The sequence below is a fragment of the Burkholderia oklahomensis C6786 genome, from assembly GCF_000959365.1.
In the GTDB taxonomy this organism is placed as follows: Bacteria; Pseudomonadota; Gammaproteobacteria; order Burkholderiales; family Burkholderiaceae; genus Burkholderia; species Burkholderia oklahomensis.
The window spans coordinates 3,094,943-3,115,453 of record NZ_CP009555.1; the positions used below are offsets into that span (position 1 = coordinate 3,094,943).

Consider the following 20,511-nt stretch of genomic DNA (forward strand, 5'->3'; position numbering starts at 1 on the left):
ATTTGCGCCATGCGCGGCGTGCGATGCGGGAGAAAAACAGGGACGGCGTGCGCCGCAAGCGGGAGGGCGGGGAGCGGGAACCGGATGGATCGCGCGGGATGCCGCGCCGCAAAAAAGCGGCTGCTCGCCCGGCATGCGCCGGGCGGGAGAGTGGGACGCGGCGCGGCGTGTTACGCCTGCTTCTTCGACAGCGCGAGCCGCAGCAGATCGGCGACCGTGTTGACGTTGAGCTTTTCCATGATGTTCGCGCGGTGCGCCTCGACCGTCTTGATGCTGATCCCGAGGTCGTCGGCGATCTGCTTGTTCAGGCGGCCCGCGATGATCCGCTCGAGCACCTGCTGCTCGCGCGCCGTCAGCTTCGACAGGCGCTCGCTCGCCGCGCGCTGCTCCTGGACGCTCTTGCTCTCGCTGCGCGCCTTGTCGAGCATGCGCTCGACGAGCTTGCGCAGCTCGGCTTCGTCGAACGGCTTCTCGATGAAGTCCATCGCGCCTTTCTTCATCGTCGACACGGCCATCGGCACGTCGCCGTGACCCGTCACGAAGATGATCGGCAGCGCCGCATTCTCGGCGATCAGGCGTTCCTGCAGCTCGAGGCCGCTCATCCCCGACATCCGCACGTCGAGGATCAGGCACGCGATCTGTCCCGCCTGCTGCGCGGGCTGGTATGCATCGAGGAACTGCTCGGCGCTCGAGAAGCATTGCACGCGATAGCCGTTTGCCTCCAGCAGCCAGCGCAGCGAGTCGCGCACGGCCTCGTCGTCGTCGACGACAAAGACGGTTTCCTGAGAGGTGGTGACAGGGCTATTCATATCTCTCCCGTTACGGTTTGTGATGGCGATGTCTCGGATCCGTGACCGAGATCCTCCGGTTCCCCAATGGGCAGGCTGCAGTGGAACGTCGCGCCCGACACGAAGCCGTCCGGCTCGACGTTGTTGACCACCCACAGACGCCCGCGATGCGATTCGATGATCGAGCGGCAGATATTGAGCCCCATGCCCATCCCGTCCGATTTCGTGCTGTAGAACGGTTCGAACAGGCGTTCGGCCGTCGCCTCGTCGACGCCCGGACCCTGGTCGATCACGCGGATGTCGACGAAGCCCGATTCGAGGTCGGCGACGACGCGAATCACGCCGTTCTCCGCCTGCGGCCGCGCTTCCTGCATCGCCTCGGCCGCGTTCTTCATCAGGTTCACGAGCACCTGCTCGATCAACACGGGGTCGACATAAATAATAGGCATTCTTGCGCGGATTTCGGTGACGATCCGAATCCGGCGCTTTCTCGCCTCGATTTCGGCCAGGCCGACCGCGTCGGCGACGATATCGGCGACGCGCGACGGCTGCCGCTTCGGCTCGCTGCGTTTCACGAACTCGCGGATCCGCTTGACGATCATCCCGGCGCGCAGCGCCTGCTGCGCGGTCTTCTCGAGCGCGGGCTGCAGCGTCTCGGGCGTCGAGCGGCCGCTCTTCACGAGCGCGAGCGTGCCGGAGCAATAGTTGTTGATCGCGGCGAGCGGCTGGTTCAGCTCGTGCGCGATCGACGACGCCATCTCGCCCATCGTCATCAGCCGGCTCGTGAACTGCAGCTTCTCCTCCTGCTGGTGCGCGAGCTCCTGCGCCTTCTTGCGCGTCGTGATGTCGGTCGCGATCTGCATCTGCGCGAGGTGGCCGTCGACCCACTGAATGTACTGGCGGCGCACCTCGAACCACTTCTGGATGCTCTCGACGTACACCTCCTGCGCGTCCGCCGTGCTCTCGGTGAGCGCGGCGGCGGGCAGGCCCGCGTATGCGTCGACCATGTCGATCGAGTCCGACGACGCCTGCGCGCTGTCGAAGCCGCCGCCCGACAGCTCGAGATGGCCGTCCGGGCGGATGCCGAACAGATGCCGGTAATAGCGGTTCGCGAACAGGAGCTCGGCTTCGTCGGCGGCGAGCACCGACACCGCCGCGTCGAGGCTCTCGAGCACCGTCGTGAAGCGCTCGTGCGCGGCGGCGAGTTCTTCGCGCGCGCGCTTCGGCTCGGTGATGTCCGTCATCGACGACATCCAGCCCGTCTGCCGGCCGGAGCTGTCGATGAGCGGCGACACGTAGAGGCGCGCATGGAACAGCGATCCGTCCTTGCGGCGCACGCGCAGCTCGAAGCCGGACGAAGGCGCCTTGCCGCGCAGCGTCATGTCGAGCTGGCGCTGCATTTCGGGGTACGCGTCGCGCGGCCAGTACGGGAACGGCGCGATCTTGCCGACGAGGTCGCTCTCGTCCCAGCCCGTCATCCGGCAGAACGCCGGGTTCACGTGCGTGATGCGGCCGTGCATGTCGAGCACGCGCATGCCGATCAGCACCGAGTTCTCCATCGCGCGGCGGAAGAACGCTTCCGCGTACAGCGCCTGCTGCGCCTCGAAGCGCTGGCGCGTGTGCTTCCACAGGCTCCAGAGGCTCCACAGCACGAAGCACGACAGGCCGGCGACGAGCCACACGAGCGTGTTGTTGGTCAGGTTCGTCGTCTGCGGGTATGCGTACACGCGCACCGTGAGGCCCTGGCCGGGCGGATCGAGCGGCAGGTCGTAGTGCGCGTCGCGCGGCAGCCGCGGGCGCGACGACGTCGACGCGAGCTCGCGATTGTTCGCGTCGGTGATCGAGATCTTGTACTTCGCGGACAGCTCGGGCGGGATGTCGTGCTTCAGGATCCCTTCGACCGAGAACACCGCGGCGATCGAGCCCAGGTACTCGCGGTCGCGGATCACGGGCGTCTGCAGCGTCAGGAAGCCGTTGCCGAAGTCGTCGTAGACGAGCGGCGAGTACGACTGCCGGCGCGTGCTGCGCGCTTCGCCGAATGCGCCGCGCACGACTTCGTCCATCTGCGCGTCGTTGGGCTTCGCGAGCCGCTGGCCGAGCACCGGCAGCTGCATCGTCGGCCAGCGCTTCGCGCCGGGCGTCGTGTACCAGTTCAGGTAGAGGATCTCGGGATGCGCCTGCATCACGTCGCCGACCGTGGCCTGGAACGCGTGCTCGTCGATGCGGCCCGCGGCGACGTCGCGCGCGAACGCCTGCAACTGCTCCTGCGCGCCCGTCATCGACAGCCGGATCTGCTGCTGCGCCCACGCGACGTTGCGAAACAGCGTGTCTTCCTGCTGCTGTTGCTCGCGGCGGTTGAGGCTCCACAGGATGAGGCTCATCACCACGAGAAAGACCAGGATCGAGAGGAGGGGCGTCAGCAGGTAAGAGTTGGACCACCACGGTCCGTGGTGCCAGCGGGACGGCTGCGACTCCGTCGGCGAGCCCGACGGTCGCGCCGAGCGTGCGAAAAGCCGATCGGTCAACATGGCAGGATTGTAGCTCAGCGCGTCATGCACAAAAGGCGTACAAGAAAGATTGAACCGAAAGCGGAATTGTCGATACATGATGAGCCGCAAACGCTGGTCAGATGGATGCGGCGCAGCAATATTTCATATTGCGAGAAATGATCTCACAATTCGAAAATTTTGTTGCGCGTTGCGTGCGACGCTCTTTACAATCCGCGGGAGCTTGTTGCAGCCGGCGGCATGCGTCGTCGCTCGAAGGCCATCTTCATATTCCAGGACACCCAGGAGACGAGAATGTCCGCTGTACCTAACGAAGTGATGAAGTACGTCGCAGCCGAACGCGACGACGACGCGCAGGAAACCGTCGAATGGCTCGAAGCACTCGACGGCGTGATCTCCTCCGTCGGTCCCGGCCGCGCGCACTACCTGATCGAGAAGCAGATCGAATTCGCGCGGATGCACGGCGAGCACCTGCCGTTCTCCGCGAACACCCCGTACATCAACACGATTCCCGTCGAAGCCCAGGCCAAGATTCCGGGCGACCAGGACATCGAGCACCGAATCCGCTCGTACACGCGCTGGAACGCGATCGCGATGGTGCTGCGCGCGGGCAAGGACACGAACGTCGGCGGCCATATCGCGTCGTTCGCGTCGGCCGCGACGCTGTACGACGTCGGCTACAACCACTTCTGGCACGCACCGTCCGCCGAGCACGGCGGCGATCTCGTGTTCGTGCAGGGCCACTCGTCGCCTGGCGTGTATTCGCGCGCGTTCCTGCTCGGCCGCCTGACGGAAGCGCAGCTCGACAACTTCCGCCAGGAAGTCGGCGGCAACGGCATCTCGTCGTACCCGCACCCGTGGCTGATGCCGGATTTCTGGCAGTTCCCGACCGTGTCGATGGGTCTCGGCCCGATCATGGCGATCTACCAGGCGCGCTTCATGAAGTACCTGCAGTCGCGCGGGATCGTGACGACGGAAGGCCGCAAGGTCTGGGCGTTCCTCGGCGACGGCGAGACGGACGAGCCGGAATCGCTCGGCGCGATCGGCATGGCGAGCCGCGAGAAGCTCGACAACCTCGTGTTCGTGATCAACTGCAACCTGCAGCGTCTCGACGGCCCGGTGCGCGGCAACGGCAAGATCATCCAGGAGCTGGAGTCGGAGTTCCGCGGCGCGGGCTGGAACGTGATCAAGGTGATCTGGGGCAGCCGCTGGGATGCGCTCTTCGCGCGCGACAAGACGGGCGCGCTGATGCGCCGGATGATGGAAGTCGTCGACGGCGAGTACCAGACGTACAAGTCGGAATCGGGCGCATTCGTCCGTGAGCACTTCTTCAACACGCCGGAGCTGAAGGCGCTCGTCGCCGACTGGTCCGACGACGACATCTGGAACCTGAACCGCGGCGGCCACGATCCGCACAAGATCTATGCGGCGTTCCACCAGGCGAGCAACTCGAAGGGCGCGCCGACGGTGATCCTCGCGAAGACGATCAAGGGCTACGGGATGGGCGAAGCCGGCCAGGCGATGAACATCACGCACCAGCAGAAGAAGCTGCCCGTCGAGCAACTGAAGAAGTTCCGCGACCAGTTCCGCCTGCCGATCGCCGACGACGTGATCGCCGACGTGCCGTACCTGAAGTTCGAGGAAGGCTCGAAGGAACTCGAATACATGCGCGCGCACCGCCAGGCGCTCGGCGGCTATCTGCCACAGCGCCGCCAGAAGGCGGAATCGCTGCCGGTGCCGCCGCTCGAGGCGTTCGAGCCGCTCCTGAAGGGCACGGGCGAGGGCCGCGAGATCTCGACGACGATGGCGTTCGTGCGGATCCTGAACATCCTGCTGAAGGACAAGGCGCTCGGCAAGCGCGTCGTGCCGATCGTGCCCGACGAGTCGCGCACGTTCGGCATGGAAGGCCTGTTCCGCCAGATCGGCATCTGGAACCAGGAAGGCCAGAAGTACGTGCCGGAAGATTCCGACCAGCTGATGTTCTACAAGGAATCGGAAACCGGCCAGATCCTGCAGGAAGGCATCAACGAAGCGGGCGGCATGTGCGACTGGATCGCGGCGGCGACGTCGTACTCCACGCACGGCGAGATCATGGTGCCGTTCTACATCTTCTATTCGATGTTCGGCTTCCAGCGGATCGGCGATCTGGCGTGGGCGGCGGGCGACATGCGCTCGCGCGGCTTCCTGCTCGGCGGCACCGCGGGCCGCACGACGCTCAACGGCGAAGGCCTGCAGCACGAAGACGGCCATTCGCTGATGTGGGCGGCGTCGGTGCCGAATTGCGTGAGCTACGACCCGACGTTCGGCTACGAGCTCGCCGTCATCATGCAGGACGGCCTGCGCCGGATGGTGCAGGAGCAGGAGGACGTGTATTACTACGTCACGGTGATGAACGAGAACTACGAGCACCCGGCGATCCCGCAGGGCGAGCACGTGGCGGCCGACATCGTGAAGGGCATGTACCTGTTCAAGAAGGCCGACGCCGACAAGAAGGCGCCGCGCGTGCAACTGCTCGGCGCGGGCACGATCTTCAACGAAGTGATCGCCGCCGCCGGCCTGCTGAAGAACGACTGGGGCGTCGCGGCCGACCTCTGGAGCGTGCCGAGCTTCACCGAGCTCGCGCGCGAAGGCCATGACGTCGAGCGCTGGAACCTGCTGCATCCGGCCGAGGCGCGCCGCGTGTCGCACGTGCAGAAGTGTCTGAAGGACACGCAGGGCCCCGTGATCGCGTCGACCGACTACGTGCGCGCGCTCGCCGACCAGATCCGCGGCCACGTCGATCGCCGCTACGTCGTGCTCGGCACCGATGGCTTCGGCCGCTCGGACACGCGCAACGCGCTGCGCCACTTCTTCGAAGTGGATCGCTATTGGGTCACGGTTGCGGCGCTCAACGCGCTCGCCGACGAAGGCGCGATCGACCGCAAGGTCGTGGCCGACGCCATCGCGAAGTACAACCTCGACCCGGCCAAACCCAACCCGATGTCGGTTTAACGCACGCGCGGCGTGACGCTGCGCGCCCGCCTCCGCTCCAGCGCGGAGGCGGGCGGCGCGGCTCCGCCTTGCATGGGATCGGAGTGGGCCGCTAAAGCGGTAACTCCGATTGACAGGAGACACAAACAGATGAGTCAAGCGATCGAAGTCAAGGTGCCGGATATCGGCGATTACAAGGACGTGCCCGTCATCGAAGTGCTCGTGAAGCCGGGCGATGCGGTCGAGCCCGAGCAGTCGCTCGTCACGCTCGAGTCCGACAAGGCGACGATGGACGTGCCGAGCCCCGTCGGCGGCATGGTCAAGGAAGTGAAGGTCAAGGTGGGCGACGCGGTGTCGGAAGGCTCGCTGATCGTGCTGCTCGACGGCGCGCAAGCGGCGGCGAAGCCCGCGCAGGCGAACGGCGTCGCGGCGCCCGCCGCGCAGCCGGCGCCGGCCGCGGCAGCCCCCGCGGCGGCTGCGCCCGCGGCGGCGGGCGGCGGCACGGTCGAGGTGAAAGTGCCGGATATCGGCGACTACAAGGACGTGCCCGTCATCGAGATCGCCGTGAAGGTCGGCGATACGGTCGAGAAGGAGCAGTCGCTCGTCACGCTCGAATCCGACAAGGCGACGATGGACGTGCCGAGTCCGGCTGCGGGCGTCGTCAAGGACATCAAGGTGAAGGTCGGCGACGCGGTGTCGGAAGGCTCGCTCATCGTCGTGCTCGAATCGACGGGCAGCGCAGCGAGCGCGCCGCAGGCGGCCGCGCCCGCGCCCGCCGCGGCTTCCGCACCCGCGCCCGCCGCGGCGCCCGCCGCCGCGCCGGCGCCTGCCGCGAGCGGCGAGTACCGCGCGAGCCATGCGTCGCCGTCGGTGCGCAAGATTGCGCGCGAGCTCGGCGTCGACGTGTCGCGCGTGCAGGGCACGGGTCCGAAGGGCCGCATCACGAAGGAAGACGTCACCGCGTTCGTGAAGGGCGTGATGACGGGCCAGCGCGCGGCGCCCGCCGCCGCGGCCGCGCCGGCGGGCGGCGGCGAGCTGAACCTGCTGCCGTGGCCGAAGATCGACTTCACGAAGTTCGGCCCGGTCGACGCGAAGCCGCTGTCGCGGATCAAGAAGATCTCCGGCGCGAACCTGCATCGCAACTGGGTGATGATCCCGCACGTCACGAACAACGACGAAGCGGACATCACCGAGCTGGAAGCGCTGCGCGTGCAGCTGAACAAGGAGCACGAGAAGGCGGGCGTGAAGTTCACGATGCTCGCGTTCGTGATCAAGGCGGTCGTGGCCGCGCTCAAGAAGTTCCCGACGTTCAACGCGAGCCTCGACGGCGACAACCTCGTCTTCAAGCAGTACTACCACGTCGGTTTCGCCGCCGACACGCCGAACGGCCTCGTCGTGCCGGTGATCCGGGACGCGGACAAGAAGGGCCTCGTCGACATCGCGAAGGAAATGAGCGAGCTGTCGAAGGCGGCGCGCGAAGGCAAGCTGAAGCCGGACCAGATGCAAGGCGGCTGTTTCTCGATCTCGTCGCTCGGCGGGATCGGCGGCACGAACTTCACGCCGATCATCAACGCGCCGGAAGTGGCGATCCTCGGCCTGTCGCGAAGCGCGACGAAGCCCGTGTGGGACGGCAAGCAGTTCGTGCCGCGCCTCACGCTGCCGCTGTCGCTGTCGTACGACCATCGGGTGATCGACGGCGCCGAAGCGGCGCGGTTCAACGCGTATCTGGCGTCGCTGCTCGGCGACTTCCGGCGTGTGATTCTTTGATGAGCGTGGGGACCTCGCGGGGCGTGAATGCTATGTCGGTATTCATGCCTTGCCATTGAACTTGCTTTCTTGGCGGTCTGCGTGCGTTGCTCCTCCCGGGGCGGGGGTCGCTTTTCTTTGTCCCGCAAGGGGACTTCCTTCGGGGCGTCTTCCAAAGAAAAGTAACCAACAGAAAGGCGCGTCCTTGGGCGGGCGGCAAAGGTGGTTCCGCCCGGGGCGTCGTTTTCGAGTCAGGCCGTAGTTCAGTGGTGCGCGAGTTTCCCTCCCTCTTTCAGCAGCTAAACAAGAAGGGGACAGTAATGAGTCTCATCGAAGTCAAGGTGCCGGATATCGGCGATTTCAGCGGCGTCGACGTCATCGAAGTCAACGTCAAGCCGGGCGACGTGATCGAAAAAGAGCAGACGCTCATCACGCTCGAATCGGACAAGGCGTCCATGGAAGTGCCGAGCGACGTCGCCGGCACGGTGAAGGAAATCAAGGTCAAGGCAGGCGACAAGGTCTCGCAGGGCACGGTGATCGCGCTCGTCGAGGCGGCCGCCGCAGCAGCGCCCGCGAAGCCCGCCGAGCCGGCAAAACCGGCTGCGGCCGCGCCCGCAGCCGCACCGGCGCCCGCGCCGCAAGCCGGCAGCTTCGGCGGCTCGGCCGACATCGAGTGCGACATGCTCGTGCTCGGCGCGGGCCCCGGCGGCTATTCGGCCGCGTTTCGTTCGGCGGATCTCGGGATGAAGACAGTGCTCGTCGAGCGCTATTCCACGCTCGGCGGCGTATGCCTGAACGTCGGCTGCATTCCGTCGAAGGCGCTCCTGCATACGGCGCTCGTCGTCGAGGAAGCGAAAGCGCTCGCCGCGCACGGCATCTCGTTCGGCGCGCCCGAGGTCGATCTCGACAAGCTGCGCGACTTCAAGGGCGGCGTCGTCAAGAAGCTGACGACGGGCCTCGCCGGCATGGCGAAGGCGCGCAAGGTCGACGTGGTGACGGGCGTCGGCACGTTCGTCGATCCGCATCACATGGAAGTGCAGACGGACGGCGGCAAGAAGGTCGTCAAGTTCAAGCAGGCGATCATCGCGGCCGGCTCGCAGGCGATGAAGCTGCCGTTCATGCCGGAGGATCCGCGCGTCGTCGATTCGACGGGCGCGCTCGAGCTGCGCCAGTTGCCGAAGCGGATGCTCGTGATCGGCGGCGGCATCATCGGCCTCGAAATGGCGACCGTCTACTCGACGCTCGGCGCCGACATCGACGTCGTCGAAATGATGGACGGCCTGATGATGGGCGCGGACCGCGACCTCGTGAAGGTCTGGGAGAAGTACAACGCGAAGCGCTTCGGCAACGTGATGCTGAAGACGAAGACGGTCGGCGCGGAAGCGAAGGAAGACGGCATCTACGTGAAGTTCGAGGGCGAGAAGGCGCCGGCGGAAGCGCAGCGCTACGACCTCGTGCTCGTCGCGGTGGGCCGCAGCCCGAACGGCAAGAAGATCGGCGCCGACAAGGCGGGCGTCGCCGTCACCGATCGCGGCTTCATCGAAGTCGACAAGCAGATGCGCACGAACGTCCCGCACATCTTTGCGATCGGCGACGTCGTCGGCCAGCCGATGCTCGCGCACAAGGCGGTGCACGAAGGCCACGTCGCGGCGGAGGCGGCGCACGGCGAGAAGGCGTACTTCGACGCGCTGCAGATTCCGTCGGTCGCGTACACCGATCCGGAAGTCGCGTGGGCGGGCAAGACCGAGGATCAGTGCAAGGCCGAAGGCATCAAGTACGGCAAGGCCGTGTTCCCGTGGGCGGCGTCGGGCCGCGCGATCGCGAACGGCCGCGACGAGGGCTTCACGAAGCTGCTCTTCGACGAGGAGACGCATCGCGTGATCGGCGGCGGCATCGTCGGCCTGAACGCGGGCGACCTCATCAGCGAAGTGTGTCTCGCAGTCGAGATGGGCGCGGACGCGGAGGACATCGGCAAGACGATCCATCCGCACCCGACGCTCGGCGAATCGATCGGCATGGCGGCCGAGTTGTACGAAGGCGTCTGCACGGACCTGCCGCCGCAGCGCAAGAAATAGGCAAGCCGGCCGACAGGCAGCGGCCGCGCAAAAAAACGGCGCCACCCGAAACGGGGAGGCGCCGTTTTATTTTGCGGAGAGCGGACGGAGCGCTGGTTTGCGCGCGATCGACAGATCAAAAGCCAGACGGCCGTTCCGCTGCGTTCGCTCGACCCCTTGCTCCGCTCGGCACCTGTTCGATTCGCCGAATCGAAAAAAGTGTCACCCAAGAAAAAAGCCGCGCGATTGCGCGGCCTTCTCCAAACGAAGCGGGCGGTGACGCCCGGCGCTTACGCGGCGGTCTTGCCGCTGCGGCGCGACGCTGCGGCCGCGGTGTTCGCCGCCTTGGTGGCGACGGCGGCTGCGGCGTTGAAGTTCGTTTCGGCGATTTCGACCGCTTGCTTCGCGGCCTTCTGCACCGTTTCGTACGTCGTGTTCGCGGCGTTGATCGCCGACTTCAGCGCGGCGACGGCGGTTTCCGAGCCGGCCGGCGCATTCTTCGCGACGTTGTCGACGAGGGCTTGCACCTTGCGGTTCTGTTCCTCGTATTGCGCTTCGGCGACCTTCGCGAACTCGGCTTGCGTCGCCGACGCGATTTCGTACACGTGACGGCCGTACGCCAGCACCTTCTCGGCGATCGGCTGCGTGAGGCTGGCTTGCAGCGCGAGGAGTTCCTGCGCGTCCTTCACGGACAGCGCGCGCTGCACGTTTTCCTGACTTTCAGCGAGCGTCGACTTCACCACTTGCAGATTCAGTTCGATCAGCTTTTCGACGCCTTCGAACGCCTTCGTCGTGAGGCCGAAGAGGCTTTCGATGTTGGTTTTCTGGGCGGCGGCGATTTGCTCGGGGGTCAGCAAGGACATGTTCATGCTCCTGAAGTTCGATCGAAGATCGTGAAGAAAAAGGGCACAACTTTGGGGAACAGATTCCTGAAACTGCTTTGTGCAACGCAACAATGGTTCTTATTTTAGGGCGTCAGAATTGAATGTCAAGTACTTTTGGTGCATTGCACAAAACTGGCAATTCTTAGACAAAACAATGGGTTGCATTATCGTCGTGGGATCGGTTGCAGCCCGTGCCCCAGGCCGGTTCGGGGGCTTGCCGCATCGACGCCGACGCACCATCACGACGCGAGTAAACCGATTGGTGTTGCGGAACGTTTAACATTCTGGCGTGTCAGAGCGCTCGCTGTTTTCGGCGTGGCGGCGGGCACGAACGCTCGTCGCCACGCCTGTCGGCGGGTCGTCCGGCCCGCTTCGCCTGCGGTAATCGTGGTTTCCCCTGCTTCAGCTCGTCCGTCGCGGTGTCGATATTCTGATCAACCGGTGGGTGATTTGTGTGTCGCGCGCGTCGGGAGTCTCGTTTCCTTCATCGTATTTTTCGATGGGAGAGGCGGGGCCGATTGGTCTGGTACGATCGATTCTTACATTTCGGTTTAACGAAGATCGGTAAGTGCCTAATATTGCTTATTTTTTCAGCTTTTACTACACTTGCGGAAACCTCCCGCCGTTTTGTTCGGACCCCAATGAAAGCCCAATTGTTTGCACCGCTCAGGATGATGCAGAGCCTGGCGCTCGGCACCGCCGTTTCGGTCGCCGTCTCGCTGATGGTGGCCACGACCGCCGTCGCGCCCGCGGACGCGTTCGCCGCCACTGCCAAGACCGCGCAGAGCGCGAAGGGCAAGAAGAGCGCGGCGAAGAAGTCGCTGCGCGCCGCATCGTCGAGCGCCGAGCCGCGCGCGAAAGGCGCACGCAAGCGCGTGACCTACGTGTCGAACGGCCGTCACCACAGCGGCGTGCGCCGGGTCGCGTTCCAGCCGCGTTCGCCGTCGGTCGGCCAGGCGTTCGGCCTGCACGAGACGCCCGACTCGCTCGCGCTGCGCTCGAGCGTCGCGTACGTCGTCGACCAGAACACGTCCGAGCCGCTCTTCGACAAGAACTCGCATGCGGTCGTGCCGATCGCGTCGATCACGAAGCTGATGACGGCGATGGTCGTCGTCGATTCGAAGGCGCCGCTCACCGACCAGATCGAAGTGACCGACGAGGATCGCGACTACGAGAAAGGCACGGGCTCGCGCCTGTCGGTCGGCTCGGTGCTGTCGCGCGAGGACATGCTGCACATCGCGCTCATGGCGTCGGAGAATCGCGCGGCGGCCGCGTTGTCGCGCTACTTCCCGGGCGGCCGTCCGGCGTTCATCGCCGCGATGAACGCGAAGGCGAAGGCGCTCGGCATGACCGACACGCATTTCGAGAACTCGACGGGCCTGTCGAGCCAGAACGTGTCGAGCGCGCGCGATCTCGTCAAGATGGTGAACGCGGCGTACCAGTACCCGCTCATCCGAAAGTTCTCGACCGATCGCAGCTACGAGGTGGACACCGGCAAGCGGACGCTCGCGTACAACAGCACGAACGCGCTCGTGCGCAATCCGTCGTGGGACATCGGCCTGCAGAAGACGGGCTTCATCAACGAAGCGGGCGAGTGCCTCGTGATGCAGACGACGATCCACGGCCGTCCGATCGTGATGGTGCTGCTCGATTCGTTCGGCAAGTATTCGCGCTTCGCCGATGCGTCGCGCGTGCGCAATTGGCTCGACAACGGCGGCGGCGAGCGTCTGACGGCGGCGAACACGTCGACGGGCGGGACCTGATCGCAGACGCGGCCGATCGCCGCGTCGCCCAACGACAAAAAGCCCCGCAATTGCGGGGCTTTTTGTCGGGTGCGCCGGCTGAAGCGGGCGCTCGACGCAGGCTTGCGCGCGCCATGTGCCTGCCTACGCCTGCTTTTGCGTCGGCGCGTCCATTTCCTTCGTGGCCGCCGCGTGATAGCCGAGCGATTCGGAGATCGTGAGCGCCGTGCGGCTCAGCTGGCCGAGCCACGCGTCCTGCAGCCGGTCGGCGGGCGCGGACAGCGACAGCCCCGCGACGAGCTTGCCGGAATCGTCATAGATGCCGGCCGCGATGCAGCGCACGCCGAGCTCCAGCTCTTCGTTGTCGCGTGCGCACGCCTGCTGGCGCACGAGCGAGAGTTCGCGCTCGAGCTTCGGCAGATCGGTGATGCTGTTCTGCGTGTGGCCGGCGAGGCCCGTGCGCGTCGCGTATGCGCGCACGCGCGACGTCTCGTCGGCCGCGAGGAACAGCTTGCCGACCGACGTCAGGTGCAGCGGCGCGCGGCCGCCGATCGCACGGACGACCTGCATCCCCGAGCGCTCCGAATACGCGCGCTCGATGTAGACGATCTCGTCGCCCTGGCGCACCGACAGGTTCACGGTCTGGCCCGTCAGCCGGTGCAGGTCGCGCATCGGCATCAGCGCGGCGTCGCGCACCGACAGGCGCGCCTTCACGAGATTGCCGAGCTCGAGGAGACGCATGCCGAGCCGGTACGTGCCGGGGTCGGACCGGTCGACGAGACGGCAGGTCACCATGTCGTTCAGGATCCGGTGCGCGGTGGACGGGTGCAGCTCGGTGCGCTGCGCGAGCTCCTTCAGGCTGACCGGATCGCTGTGCGCGGCGAGCGCATCGAGGAGCCGCATCATCCGTTCGATCACTTGGATCGATGTCTTGGAATCCGGGTTCGGGTTGCTCATCGTGAGAAATCGATTGCCGCATCAAATACCAATGCGGCGATTGTATCTCGTATAGTGAAAAAAGCGAACGGTGTTCGAGGAAGTCCTCGCTCGGGGCCGTGGCGGAGTCTCTTGGCGGCGCGGCGTTGGTGCCGCCGCGCAAACGGCGGATAATGAGCGCCGTTTTCTCGGAGGAGCGGCTATGCGAGTCGGTTTGTTCGTCACGTGTCTCGTCGACCTGATGCGGCCCGAAATCGGTTTTTCGGCGCTCAAGCTGCTGAAGCAGGCGGGCTGCGAGGTCGTCGTGCCGCCCGCGCAGACCTGCTGCGGCCAGCCCGCGTACAACTCGGGCGAACGCGCGCTCGCGCGCGATCTCGCCGAGAAGACGCTGCGCGAGTTCGAGCAGTTCGACTACGTCGTCGTGCCGTCGGGCTCGTGCGGCGGGATGATCCGCGTCCATTACGGCGATCTCTTTCGCGACGATCCCGAGCTGATGGCGCGCTACGGGCGCCTGCGCACGAAGGTCTACGAGTTGACCGATTTCCTCGTCAACGTCGCGCAGGTGAAGCTCGAGCCGGGCGAATTCAAGGGGCCCGTCACGTACCACGATTCCTGCTCGGGCCTGCGCGAGCTCGGCGTGAAGGCGCAGCCGCGCGCGCTCCTCGCGCAGCGCGGCGTCGCCGTCGACGAGATGAAGGACTGCGAGCACTGCTGCGGCTTCGGCGGCACGTTCGCGGTGAAGTACGGCAACATCTCGACCGCGATCGTCGACGAGAAATGCGCGAACGTGCGCGCGACGGGCGTTCCGGCCGTCGTGCTCGGCGACCTCGGCTGCATGCTGAACATCGAAGGGCGCCTGCGCCGCACGGGCGACCGCGACACGCGCGTGCTGCACGTAGCGCAGGTGCTCGCCGGCGACGTCTGAGCGCCGCGAGCGATTCGCCGCACGATTCGAAGGCCCACGATCGAGAACCACGAACCCCACGAGCCGCCATGCAAGTCCAATCGATGCATTTCAAGGCGCGCGCGGGCGAAAAGCTCGCCGATGCGCGCCTGCAGGAAAACCTCAGGAGGCTGTCGACGAAATTCGTGTCGGGGCGCGCGGAAGCGGTCACGCAGATCGACTTCGTCGCGACGCGCGCCGAGCTGAAGGCGCGCCGCGACCGCGCGCTCGAGCGGCTCGACGTGTGGCTCGAGATGTTCGAGCGCGAGGCGGCGCGGCGCGGGACGACCGTGCTGTACGCGGAGACGACGGCCGACGCGGCGAAGCTCGTCGCGGACATCGCGCGCCGGCACGACGTGAAGAAGGTCATCAAGACGAAGTCGATGGTGACCGAGGAGGCGAACCTCAATGCGGTGCTCGGCCGGCTCGGCGTGCAGTCGATCGAGACCGACCTCGGCGAGTACATCCTGCAGATCAACGACAACGAGCCGCCGAGCCACATCATCGCGCCCGTGCTGCATCGGGACAAGGAGGAGGTCGCCGAGCTGTTCGCGAAGACGCACGGACGGCCCCGCCTGACCGAGATCCCGGAGATGACCCGCGAGGCGCGCGAGGTGCTGCGTCCCCATTTCCTGTCGGCGGACATGGGCGTGACTGGCGGCAACTTCGTGATCGCGGAGACGGGCTCCGTCGTGCTCGTGACGAACGAGGGCAACGAAGGGATGTGCACGGTGCTGCCGCGCGTGCACGTCGCGGTGACGGGGATCGAGAAGGTTCTGCCGACGCTCGAGGATCTCGCGACCGCGATGCGTCTCCTGCCGCGCTCCGCGACCGGGCAGAAGACGTCGAACTATTTCTCGCTGCTGACGGGCGTGCGCGCCGACGGCGATGAGGACGGGCCCGAGCATTCGTACGTCGTGCTCGTCGACGGCGGCCGCAGCGGGCTCATCGGCGGCGAATTCCAGGAGATGCTGCGCTGCATACGCTGCGGCGCGTGCATGAACCATTGCCCGGTGTATCAGAAGGTGGGCGGACACGCGTACGGCTGGGTGTATCCGGGGCCGATGGGCTCGGTGCTGACGCCGAGCTACGTCGGGCTCGACCAGGCGCTCGACCTGCCGCAGGCGGCGACGCTCTGCGGCGAGTGCGACAGCGTCTGTCCGGTCGGCATCCCGATTTCCGGCTTGCTGCGCAAGCTGCGCGAGAAGCAGGTCGAGCGGCACCTGCGGCCGTGGCATGAGCGGGCGGGGCTCGCCGCGTGGGGCTTCTTCGCACGGCGGCCGGCGCTTTACGCGCTCGCGACGAAGCTCGCGGTTCGCGTGCTCGAGCGCGCGGGCGGCACGTCGGGCGGCGTGGCAGGCGCGCTCAGGCGGTTCCCGTTCGCGCGCGGCTGGACCGATACGCGCGACATCCCGGCGCCCGCCGGCCGCACCTTCCGCGAACTGTACGCGGCGTCGCGCACGCATCTCGACCATTCGTCGACGCCATGATTCGATCGCGCGCAAGCACGGCGCGCGCGGGCAGGGAACGCCGCGCGCCGCGACTGTTCATCGAGCGACAACACTGCGTTCGCTATTCATGGATTTATCTTGATAGGTGCGATCTATAGAATCTCGACATGTCAGCATTGGGCGACGCCCAGTGCGCCAGCCGAGAGAGGTCGCATCATGAGAAAGACAATATCGATGTACTGGCCGCTTGCGATCGTCGTGCCGCTCGCCGCCGCCGCTTACCTGTACTTGTCCGAAACCGCGCCGGCGCGCGCGCCCTCGGTTGCGCGCGATGCGTCGGCCGAGCTCGCGCGCGCGGTGTCGTACGGGCTCGTCGACGACGCGTCGCAGCCGCTGCCGGCCGCGTCGCACGGCGCGCCGCTCGCCGGCGCGAAGGCGCTGTGAAGCCGGATCTACCGCAAGCGGGAATCGGTGCGCCTTTGTATAATGGCGCGTTACCCATCCGAGCGGTTCGCCGCGATTGTCTGGCTGCGTGATGAAAAGCGTCGCGATCTGTTTCGTCTGCCTCGGCAACATCTGCCGCTCGCCCACCGCCGAAGGGGTGATGCGTCATCAGGTGGCGGCCGCGGGGCTCGACGAAGCAATCGCGATCGATTCGGCCGGCACCGGCGACTGGCACGTCGGCGAGGCGCCCGACGCACGCGCGCAGCAGGCGGCGCGGGCGCGGGGCTACGATCTGTCGGCGTTGCGCGCGCGGCAGATCGGCCGGGCCGATTTCGAGCGCTTCGATCTCGTGCTCGCGATGGATTCCGCCAATCTCGCCGAATTGCACGAGCGCTGCCCGCCGCAATATCGGGGCAAGATCCGGCTGCTGATCGAATATGCGAGCGACACGTCGGCGCGCGAGATCGCCGATCCGTATTTCGGCGGCGCGCGCGGCTTCGAGCAGGTGCTCGATCAGTGCGAGGACGCGTGCCGCGGCCTCCTCGAAAGCTTGCGTGAAACGGCGCGCTGAAGCGCCGCATACAACCCCTTTTAGAAGCAGGGATACTTGACTAAAACGGTCAAATATTTATACTTGACCAAAATCGTCAAGATTGCTGCCCATTCAATACCATGAGACTCACCACGAAAGGCCGTTTCGCCGTCACGGCGATGATCGACTTGGCTCTGCGCCAGGAGCAAGGCCCGGTGACGCTTGCAGGCATCAGCCAGCGCCAGCGGATTTCGCTCTCCTACCTCGAGCAATTGTTCGGCAAGCTGCGCCGGCACGAAATCGTCGAATCGGTCCGCGGGCCGGGCGGCGGCTACAACCTCGCGCGCCGCGCGCAGGACGTGACGGTCGCCGACATCATCATCGCGGTCGACGAGCCGCTCGATGCGACCCAATGCGGCGGCAAGGGCGCGTGCGAAGGCACGAAGCAGCCCGACGGCCACTGCATGACGCACGAGCTCTGGTCGACGCTGAACCAGAAAATGGTCGAATACCTCGATTCGGTGTCGCTGCAGGATCTCGTCGATCAGCAGCGCGCCCGCGAAGGGACGCCCGCCGTGCTGCGCGACAAGCGCAAGCCGGAGCCCGTCGCGGCGAGCGTCGAGCCGGTCCGCACGGTCCCGCTCGGCCCGAATTCGGTTTTCAACATCGCAAGCTCATGAGATTGCCGCGCACTGAACGCGGCCAGCACAACGAATAGTCCCCGCACTGAACGCATACCCGGAGCGATAGATGAACAACGAGATCCCCCACCTGCCCATCTACATGGACTACAGCGCGACGACGCCCGTCGATCCGCGCGTCGTGGACAAGATGGTGCCGTATCTGCGCGAGCAGTTCGGCAACCCGGCGTCCCGCAGCCACGCGTACGGCTGGGATGCGGAGCGCGCGGTCGAAGAGGCGCGCGAGCAGGTGGCTGCACTCGTCAATGCCGATCCGCGCGAAATCATCTGGACGTCCGGCGCGACCGAATCCGACAACCTCGCGATCAAGGGCGCCGCGCACTTCTACCAAGGCAAGGGCAAGCACATCGTCACGGTGAAGACCGAGCACAAGGCGGTGCTCGACACCTGCCGCGAGCTCGAGCGCGAAGGCTTCGAAGTGACCTACCTCGATGTGAAGGACGACGGTCTGCTCGACCTCGACGCGTTCAAGGCCGCGCTGCGCCCGGACACGATCCTCGTGTCGGTGATGCACGTGAACAACGAGATCGGCGTGATCCAGGACATCGCGACGATCGGCGAGATCTGCCGCGAGAAGGGCATCATCTTCCACGTCGACGGCGCGCAGGCGACGGGCAAGGTCGAGATCGACCTCGCGAAGCTGAAGGTCGACCTGATGTCGTTCTCCGCGCACAAGACCTACGGCCCGAAGGGCATCGGCGCCCTGTACGTGCGCCGCAAGCCGCGCGTGCGCATCGAGGCGCAGATGCACGGCGGCGGCCACGAGCGCGGCATGCGCTCGGGCACGCTGCCGACGCACCAGATCGTCGGCATGGGCGAAGCGTTCCGCATCGCGCGCGAAGAGATGGCGACCGAGAACGAGCGCATCCGGATGCTGCGCGACAAGCTGCTGCGCGGCCTGTCCGAGATCGACGAAACCTACGTGAACGGCGACCTCGAGCACCGCATTCCGCACAACCTGAACATCAGCTTCAATTTCGTCGAAGGCGAGTCTCTGATCATGGCGATCAAGGACGTCGCGGTGTCGTCGGGCTCCGCGTGCACGTCGGCGTCGCTCGAGCCGTCGTACGTGCTGCGCGCGCTCGGCCGCAACGACGAGCTCGCGCACAGCTCGATCCGCTTCACGGTCGGCCGCTTCACGACGGAGCAGGAAGTCGACTACGTGATCGATCTGCTGAAGGGCAAGATCGCGAAGCTGCGCGATTTGTCGCCGCTTTGGGAAATGCATCAGGAAGGCATCGATCTGTCGACGATCGAATGGGCGGCGCACTGAGCGCAGCGACTTTATTCGCGGGCGACTGAGCGCCGCGCAGACGAAACGAAGCAAGGAGTTTGATCATGTCTTACAGCAACAAGGTTCTGGATCACTACGAAAACCCGCGTAACGTCGGTTCGTTCTCGAAGGACGACGACGCGGTCGGCACCGGCATGGTCGGCGCGCCCGCGTGCGGCGACGTGATGAAGCTGCAGATTCGCGTCGGCGAAAACGGCGTGATCGAGGACGCGAAGTTCAAGACCTACGGCTGCGGCTCGGCGATCGCGTCGAGTTCGCTCGTGACCGAATGGGTGAAGGGCAAGACGCTCGACGAGGCGCTCACGATCAAGAACACGCAGATCGCCGAAGAGCTCGCGCTGCCGCCCGTGAAGATCCACTGCTCGATCCTCGCCGAGGACGCGATCAAGGCGGCCGTGGCCGACTACAAGAAGCGTCACGACGGCGCTGAAGACGGCAAGGTCGCCGCGTAAGCGGCGCCGCGGGTTCGACGGACGTCGATGGGTTTTGGTTTGGACGCATGACGCACGGGGCTCGCTCCGTGCGACCAGGGACATTATGGCTATCACACTGACCGAAAAGGCTGCGCAACACGTGCAGAAGTATCTGACGCGGCGCGGCAAGGGGCTGGGCCTGCGGCTCGGCGTGCGCACGACCGGCTGCTCGGGCCTCGCGTACAAGCTCGAGTACGTCGACGATTGCGCCGTCGAGGATCAGGTGTTCGAAAGCCATGGCGTGAAGGTCTTCGTCGATCCGAAGAGCCTCGCGTACATCGACGGCACCGAGCTCGACTTCGCGCGAGAAGGATTGAACGAGGGATTCAAGTTCAACAACCCGAACGTGAAGGACGAGTGCGGCTGCGGCGAATCGTTCCGCGTGTGACGGCTGATCCGCGTGAGGCGGGCAAGAGGCGGCGCGGGCCGCCTTTTTAATGGGCGGCACATCGGTTCCACGTCGTGCCGCAGTCGACAACGAGTTGAGCGCTACAGCTACTACGCGATGGTTTCGCTGAAAGACAGCCACTTCGATCTCTTTCACCTGCCGGTGCAGTTCGCGCTCGACGAGCATGCGCTCGACGCCGCGTACCGCACCGTGCAGTCGCAGGTGCACCCGGATCGCTTCGCCGCGGCGGGCGACGCGCAAAAGCGCATCGCGATGCAATGGGCGACGCGCGCGAACGAGGCGTATCGGACGCTGCGCGATCCGCTCAAGCGGGCGACGTACTTGCTGACGCTGCGCGGCGTCGACGTCGGCGCCGAGAACAACACGGCGATGGAGCCGGCGTTCCTGATGCAGCAGATGGAGTGGCGCGAGCGCATCGAGGATGCGGCCGCCGCGAGGAACGTCGGCGAGCTCGACGCGCTTCTCGCCGAGTTGCGCGACGAGCGGCACGCGCGCCTCGCGAAGCTGGGCGCGCTGCTCGACAGCGGCTCGGACCAGGGCGCGGCGGAAGCCGTGCGGCAACTGATGTTCGTCGAGCGCGTGTCGGCCGAGATCGGCGCTCAGATCGAGCGCCTCGAAAACTAACCGCGCGCTTTAC

At 65.9% G+C, this 20,511-nt stretch carries 18 protein-coding genes; 14 read left to right on the forward strand and 4 right to left on the reverse strand.

All coding sequences use genetic code 11. From position 1 onward, the window contains the following. Positions 1-170: 170 nt before the first annotated feature. Positions 171-809 (reverse strand): oxygen response regulator transcription factor FixJ, encoded by a 639-nt coding sequence (fixJ, locus tag BG90_RS13950; RefSeq protein WP_006025940.1) that lies wholly within the window; start codon positions 807-809, stop codon positions 171-173. Further along, positions 806-3,316, reverse strand: coding sequence for an oxygen sensor histidine kinase FixL (gene fixL, locus BG90_RS13955; RefSeq protein WP_010105032.1), 2,511 nt, complete (start codon positions 3,314-3,316; stop codon positions 806-808). The genes fixJ and fixL overlap by 4 nt, the downstream gene beginning before the upstream one ends. Between fixL and BG90_RS36455 the strand changes: the two genes are divergently transcribed. The 4 genes from BG90_RS36455 (at position 3,236) to lpdA (ending at position 10,086) form a co-directional block, all read left to right on the forward strand. Then, a complete protein-coding gene (locus BG90_RS36455; RefSeq protein ID WP_010105030.1) occupies positions 3,236-3,457 on the forward strand; it encodes a hypothetical protein in 222 nt (73 codons plus the stop codon). The two genes, fixL and BG90_RS36455, sit on opposite strands and share 81 nt — an antisense overlap. Positions 3,458-3,589: 132 nt before the next feature. After that, entirely contained in the window at positions 3,590-6,286 is a 2,697-nt protein-coding gene (aceE, locus tag BG90_RS13960; protein WP_025989907.1) for a pyruvate dehydrogenase (acetyl-transferring), homodimeric type, read from the forward strand. 129 nt (positions 6,287-6,415) lie between these two features. After that, entirely contained in the window at positions 6,416-8,032 is a 1,617-nt protein-coding gene (aceF, locus tag BG90_RS13965; RefSeq protein WP_038802695.1) for a dihydrolipoyllysine-residue acetyltransferase, read from the forward strand. A gap of 299 nt (positions 8,033-8,331) precedes the next feature. Then, a complete protein-coding gene (lpdA, locus tag BG90_RS13970; RefSeq protein ID WP_010116219.1) occupies positions 8,332-10,086 on the forward strand; it encodes a dihydrolipoyl dehydrogenase in 1,755 nt (584 codons plus the stop codon). Between the two features lie 269 nt (positions 10,087-10,355). On the opposite strand, the gene BG90_RS13975 is transcribed toward lpdA, so the two are convergent. Next, positions 10,356-10,928: a phasin family protein gene (locus BG90_RS13975; protein ID WP_025989906.1), complete on the reverse strand. Its 573-nt coding sequence runs from the start codon at positions 10,926-10,928 to the stop codon at positions 10,356-10,358. 662 nt (positions 10,929-11,590) lie between these two features. Here BG90_RS13975 and pbpG point away from each other — a divergent pair. Continuing rightward, positions 11,591-12,712: a D-alanyl-D-alanine endopeptidase gene (gene pbpG / locus BG90_RS13980; RefSeq protein WP_050814377.1), complete on the forward strand. Its 1,122-nt coding sequence runs from the start codon at positions 11,591-11,593 to the stop codon at positions 12,710-12,712. A 123-nt stretch (positions 12,713-12,835) separates the two neighbouring features. Here the strand turns inward: pbpG and BG90_RS13985 are convergent, their stop codons facing one another. Then, positions 12,836-13,648 (reverse strand): IclR family transcriptional regulator, encoded by an 813-nt coding sequence (locus tag BG90_RS13985; RefSeq protein ID WP_010105004.1) that lies wholly within the window; start codon positions 13,646-13,648, stop codon positions 12,836-12,838. 181 nt (positions 13,649-13,829) lie between these two features. On the opposite strand from BG90_RS13985, the gene BG90_RS13990 reads away from it, so the two are divergent. From BG90_RS13990 to hscB, 9 genes are all read left to right on the forward strand, one after another. Next, the gene (locus BG90_RS13990; protein ID WP_010105003.1) at positions 13,830-14,552 is read left to right on the forward strand and encodes a (Fe-S)-binding protein; all 723 of its coding nucleotides are present in this window, start codon (positions 13,830-13,832) and stop codon (positions 14,550-14,552) included. A 68-nt stretch (positions 14,553-14,620) separates the two neighbouring features. Continuing rightward, positions 14,621-16,060, forward strand: a complete 1,440-nt coding sequence (locus tag BG90_RS13995) for a lactate utilization protein B (protein WP_010116217.1) — start codon at positions 14,621-14,623, stop codon at positions 16,058-16,060. A gap of 195 nt (positions 16,061-16,255) precedes the next feature. After that, positions 16,256-16,465, forward strand: coding sequence for a hypothetical protein (locus tag BG90_RS14000; RefSeq protein ID WP_010105000.1), 210 nt, complete (start codon positions 16,256-16,258; stop codon positions 16,463-16,465). A gap of 91 nt (positions 16,466-16,556) precedes the next feature. Next, positions 16,557-17,036, forward strand: coding sequence for a low molecular weight protein-tyrosine-phosphatase (locus tag BG90_RS14005; RefSeq protein WP_010104998.1), 480 nt, complete (start codon positions 16,557-16,559; stop codon positions 17,034-17,036). 101 nt (positions 17,037-17,137) lie between these two features. Continuing rightward, positions 17,138-17,677 carry a Fe-S cluster assembly transcriptional regulator IscR gene (gene iscR / locus BG90_RS14010; protein ID WP_010104996.1) on the forward strand — a complete coding sequence of 180 codons (540 nt, stop codon included), beginning with the start codon at positions 17,138-17,140 and terminating at the stop codon, positions 17,675-17,677. Positions 17,678-17,747: 70 nt separating this feature from the next. After that, entirely contained in the window at positions 17,748-18,971 is a 1,224-nt protein-coding gene (locus BG90_RS14015; RefSeq protein ID WP_010104995.1) for an IscS subfamily cysteine desulfurase, read from the forward strand. Between the two features lie 65 nt (positions 18,972-19,036). Beyond that, complete coding sequence (gene iscU, locus BG90_RS14020) at positions 19,037-19,444, forward strand: Fe-S cluster assembly scaffold IscU (protein ID WP_010104994.1); 408 nt, start codon at positions 19,037-19,039, stop codon at positions 19,442-19,444. 85 nt (positions 19,445-19,529) lie between these two features. Continuing rightward, the gene (gene iscA, locus BG90_RS14025; protein WP_010104993.1) at positions 19,530-19,853 is read left to right on the forward strand and encodes an iron-sulfur cluster assembly protein IscA; all 324 of its coding nucleotides are present in this window, start codon (positions 19,530-19,532) and stop codon (positions 19,851-19,853) included. 117 nt (positions 19,854-19,970) lie between these two features. Then, the gene (gene hscB / locus BG90_RS14030) at positions 19,971-20,498 is read left to right on the forward strand and encodes a Fe-S protein assembly co-chaperone HscB (protein WP_010116216.1); all 528 of its coding nucleotides are present in this window, start codon (positions 19,971-19,973) and stop codon (positions 20,496-20,498) included. Positions 20,499-20,511: the final 13 nt, after the last annotated feature.

Coding starts and splice junctions, on each gene's coding strand:
- BG90_RS14015 (WP_010104995.1), top strand. CDS start 17,748: ATGAACAACGAGATCCCCCACCTGCCCATCTACATGGACTACAGCGCG.
- BG90_RS13975 (WP_025989906.1), bottom strand. CDS start 10,928: ATGTCCTTGCTGACCCCCGAGCAAATCGCCGCCGCCCAGAAAACCAAC.
- BG90_RS14000 (WP_010105000.1), top strand. CDS start 16,256: ATGTACTGGCCGCTTGCGATCGTCGTGCCGCTCGCCGCCGCCGCTTAC.
- BG90_RS13995 (WP_010116217.1), top strand. CDS start 14,621: ATGCAAGTCCAATCGATGCATTTCAAGGCGCGCGCGGGCGAAAAGCTC.
- aceE (WP_025989907.1), top strand. CDS start 3,590: ATGTCCGCTGTACCTAACGAAGTGATGAAGTACGTCGCAGCCGAACGC.
- fixL (WP_010105032.1), bottom strand. CDS start 3,316: ATGTTGACCGATCGGCTTTTCGCACGCTCGGCGCGACCGTCGGGCTCG.
- pbpG (WP_050814377.1), top strand. CDS start 11,591: ATGAAAGCCCAATTGTTTGCACCGCTCAGGATGATGCAGAGCCTGGCG.
- BG90_RS14005 (WP_010104998.1), top strand. CDS start 16,557: ATGAAAAGCGTCGCGATCTGTTTCGTCTGCCTCGGCAACATCTGCCGC.
- hscB (WP_010116216.1), top strand. CDS start 19,971: ATGGTTTCGCTGAAAGACAGCCACTTCGATCTCTTTCACCTGCCGGTG.
- aceF (WP_038802695.1), top strand. CDS start 6,416: ATGAGTCAAGCGATCGAAGTCAAGGTGCCGGATATCGGCGATTACAAG.
- BG90_RS13990 (WP_010105003.1), top strand. CDS start 13,830: ATGCGAGTCGGTTTGTTCGTCACGTGTCTCGTCGACCTGATGCGGCCC.
- iscR (WP_010104996.1), top strand. CDS start 17,138: ATGAGACTCACCACGAAAGGCCGTTTCGCCGTCACGGCGATGATCGAC.
- fixJ (WP_006025940.1), bottom strand. CDS start 809: ATGAATAGCCCTGTCACCACCTCTCAGGAAACCGTCTTTGTCGTCGAC.
- lpdA (WP_010116219.1), top strand. CDS start 8,332: ATGAGTCTCATCGAAGTCAAGGTGCCGGATATCGGCGATTTCAGCGGC.
- iscA (WP_010104993.1), top strand. CDS start 19,530: ATGGCTATCACACTGACCGAAAAGGCTGCGCAACACGTGCAGAAGTAT.
- BG90_RS13985 (WP_010105004.1), bottom strand. CDS start 13,648: ATGAGCAACCCGAACCCGGATTCCAAGACATCGATCCAAGTGATCGAA.
- iscU (WP_010104994.1), top strand. CDS start 19,037: ATGTCTTACAGCAACAAGGTTCTGGATCACTACGAAAACCCGCGTAAC.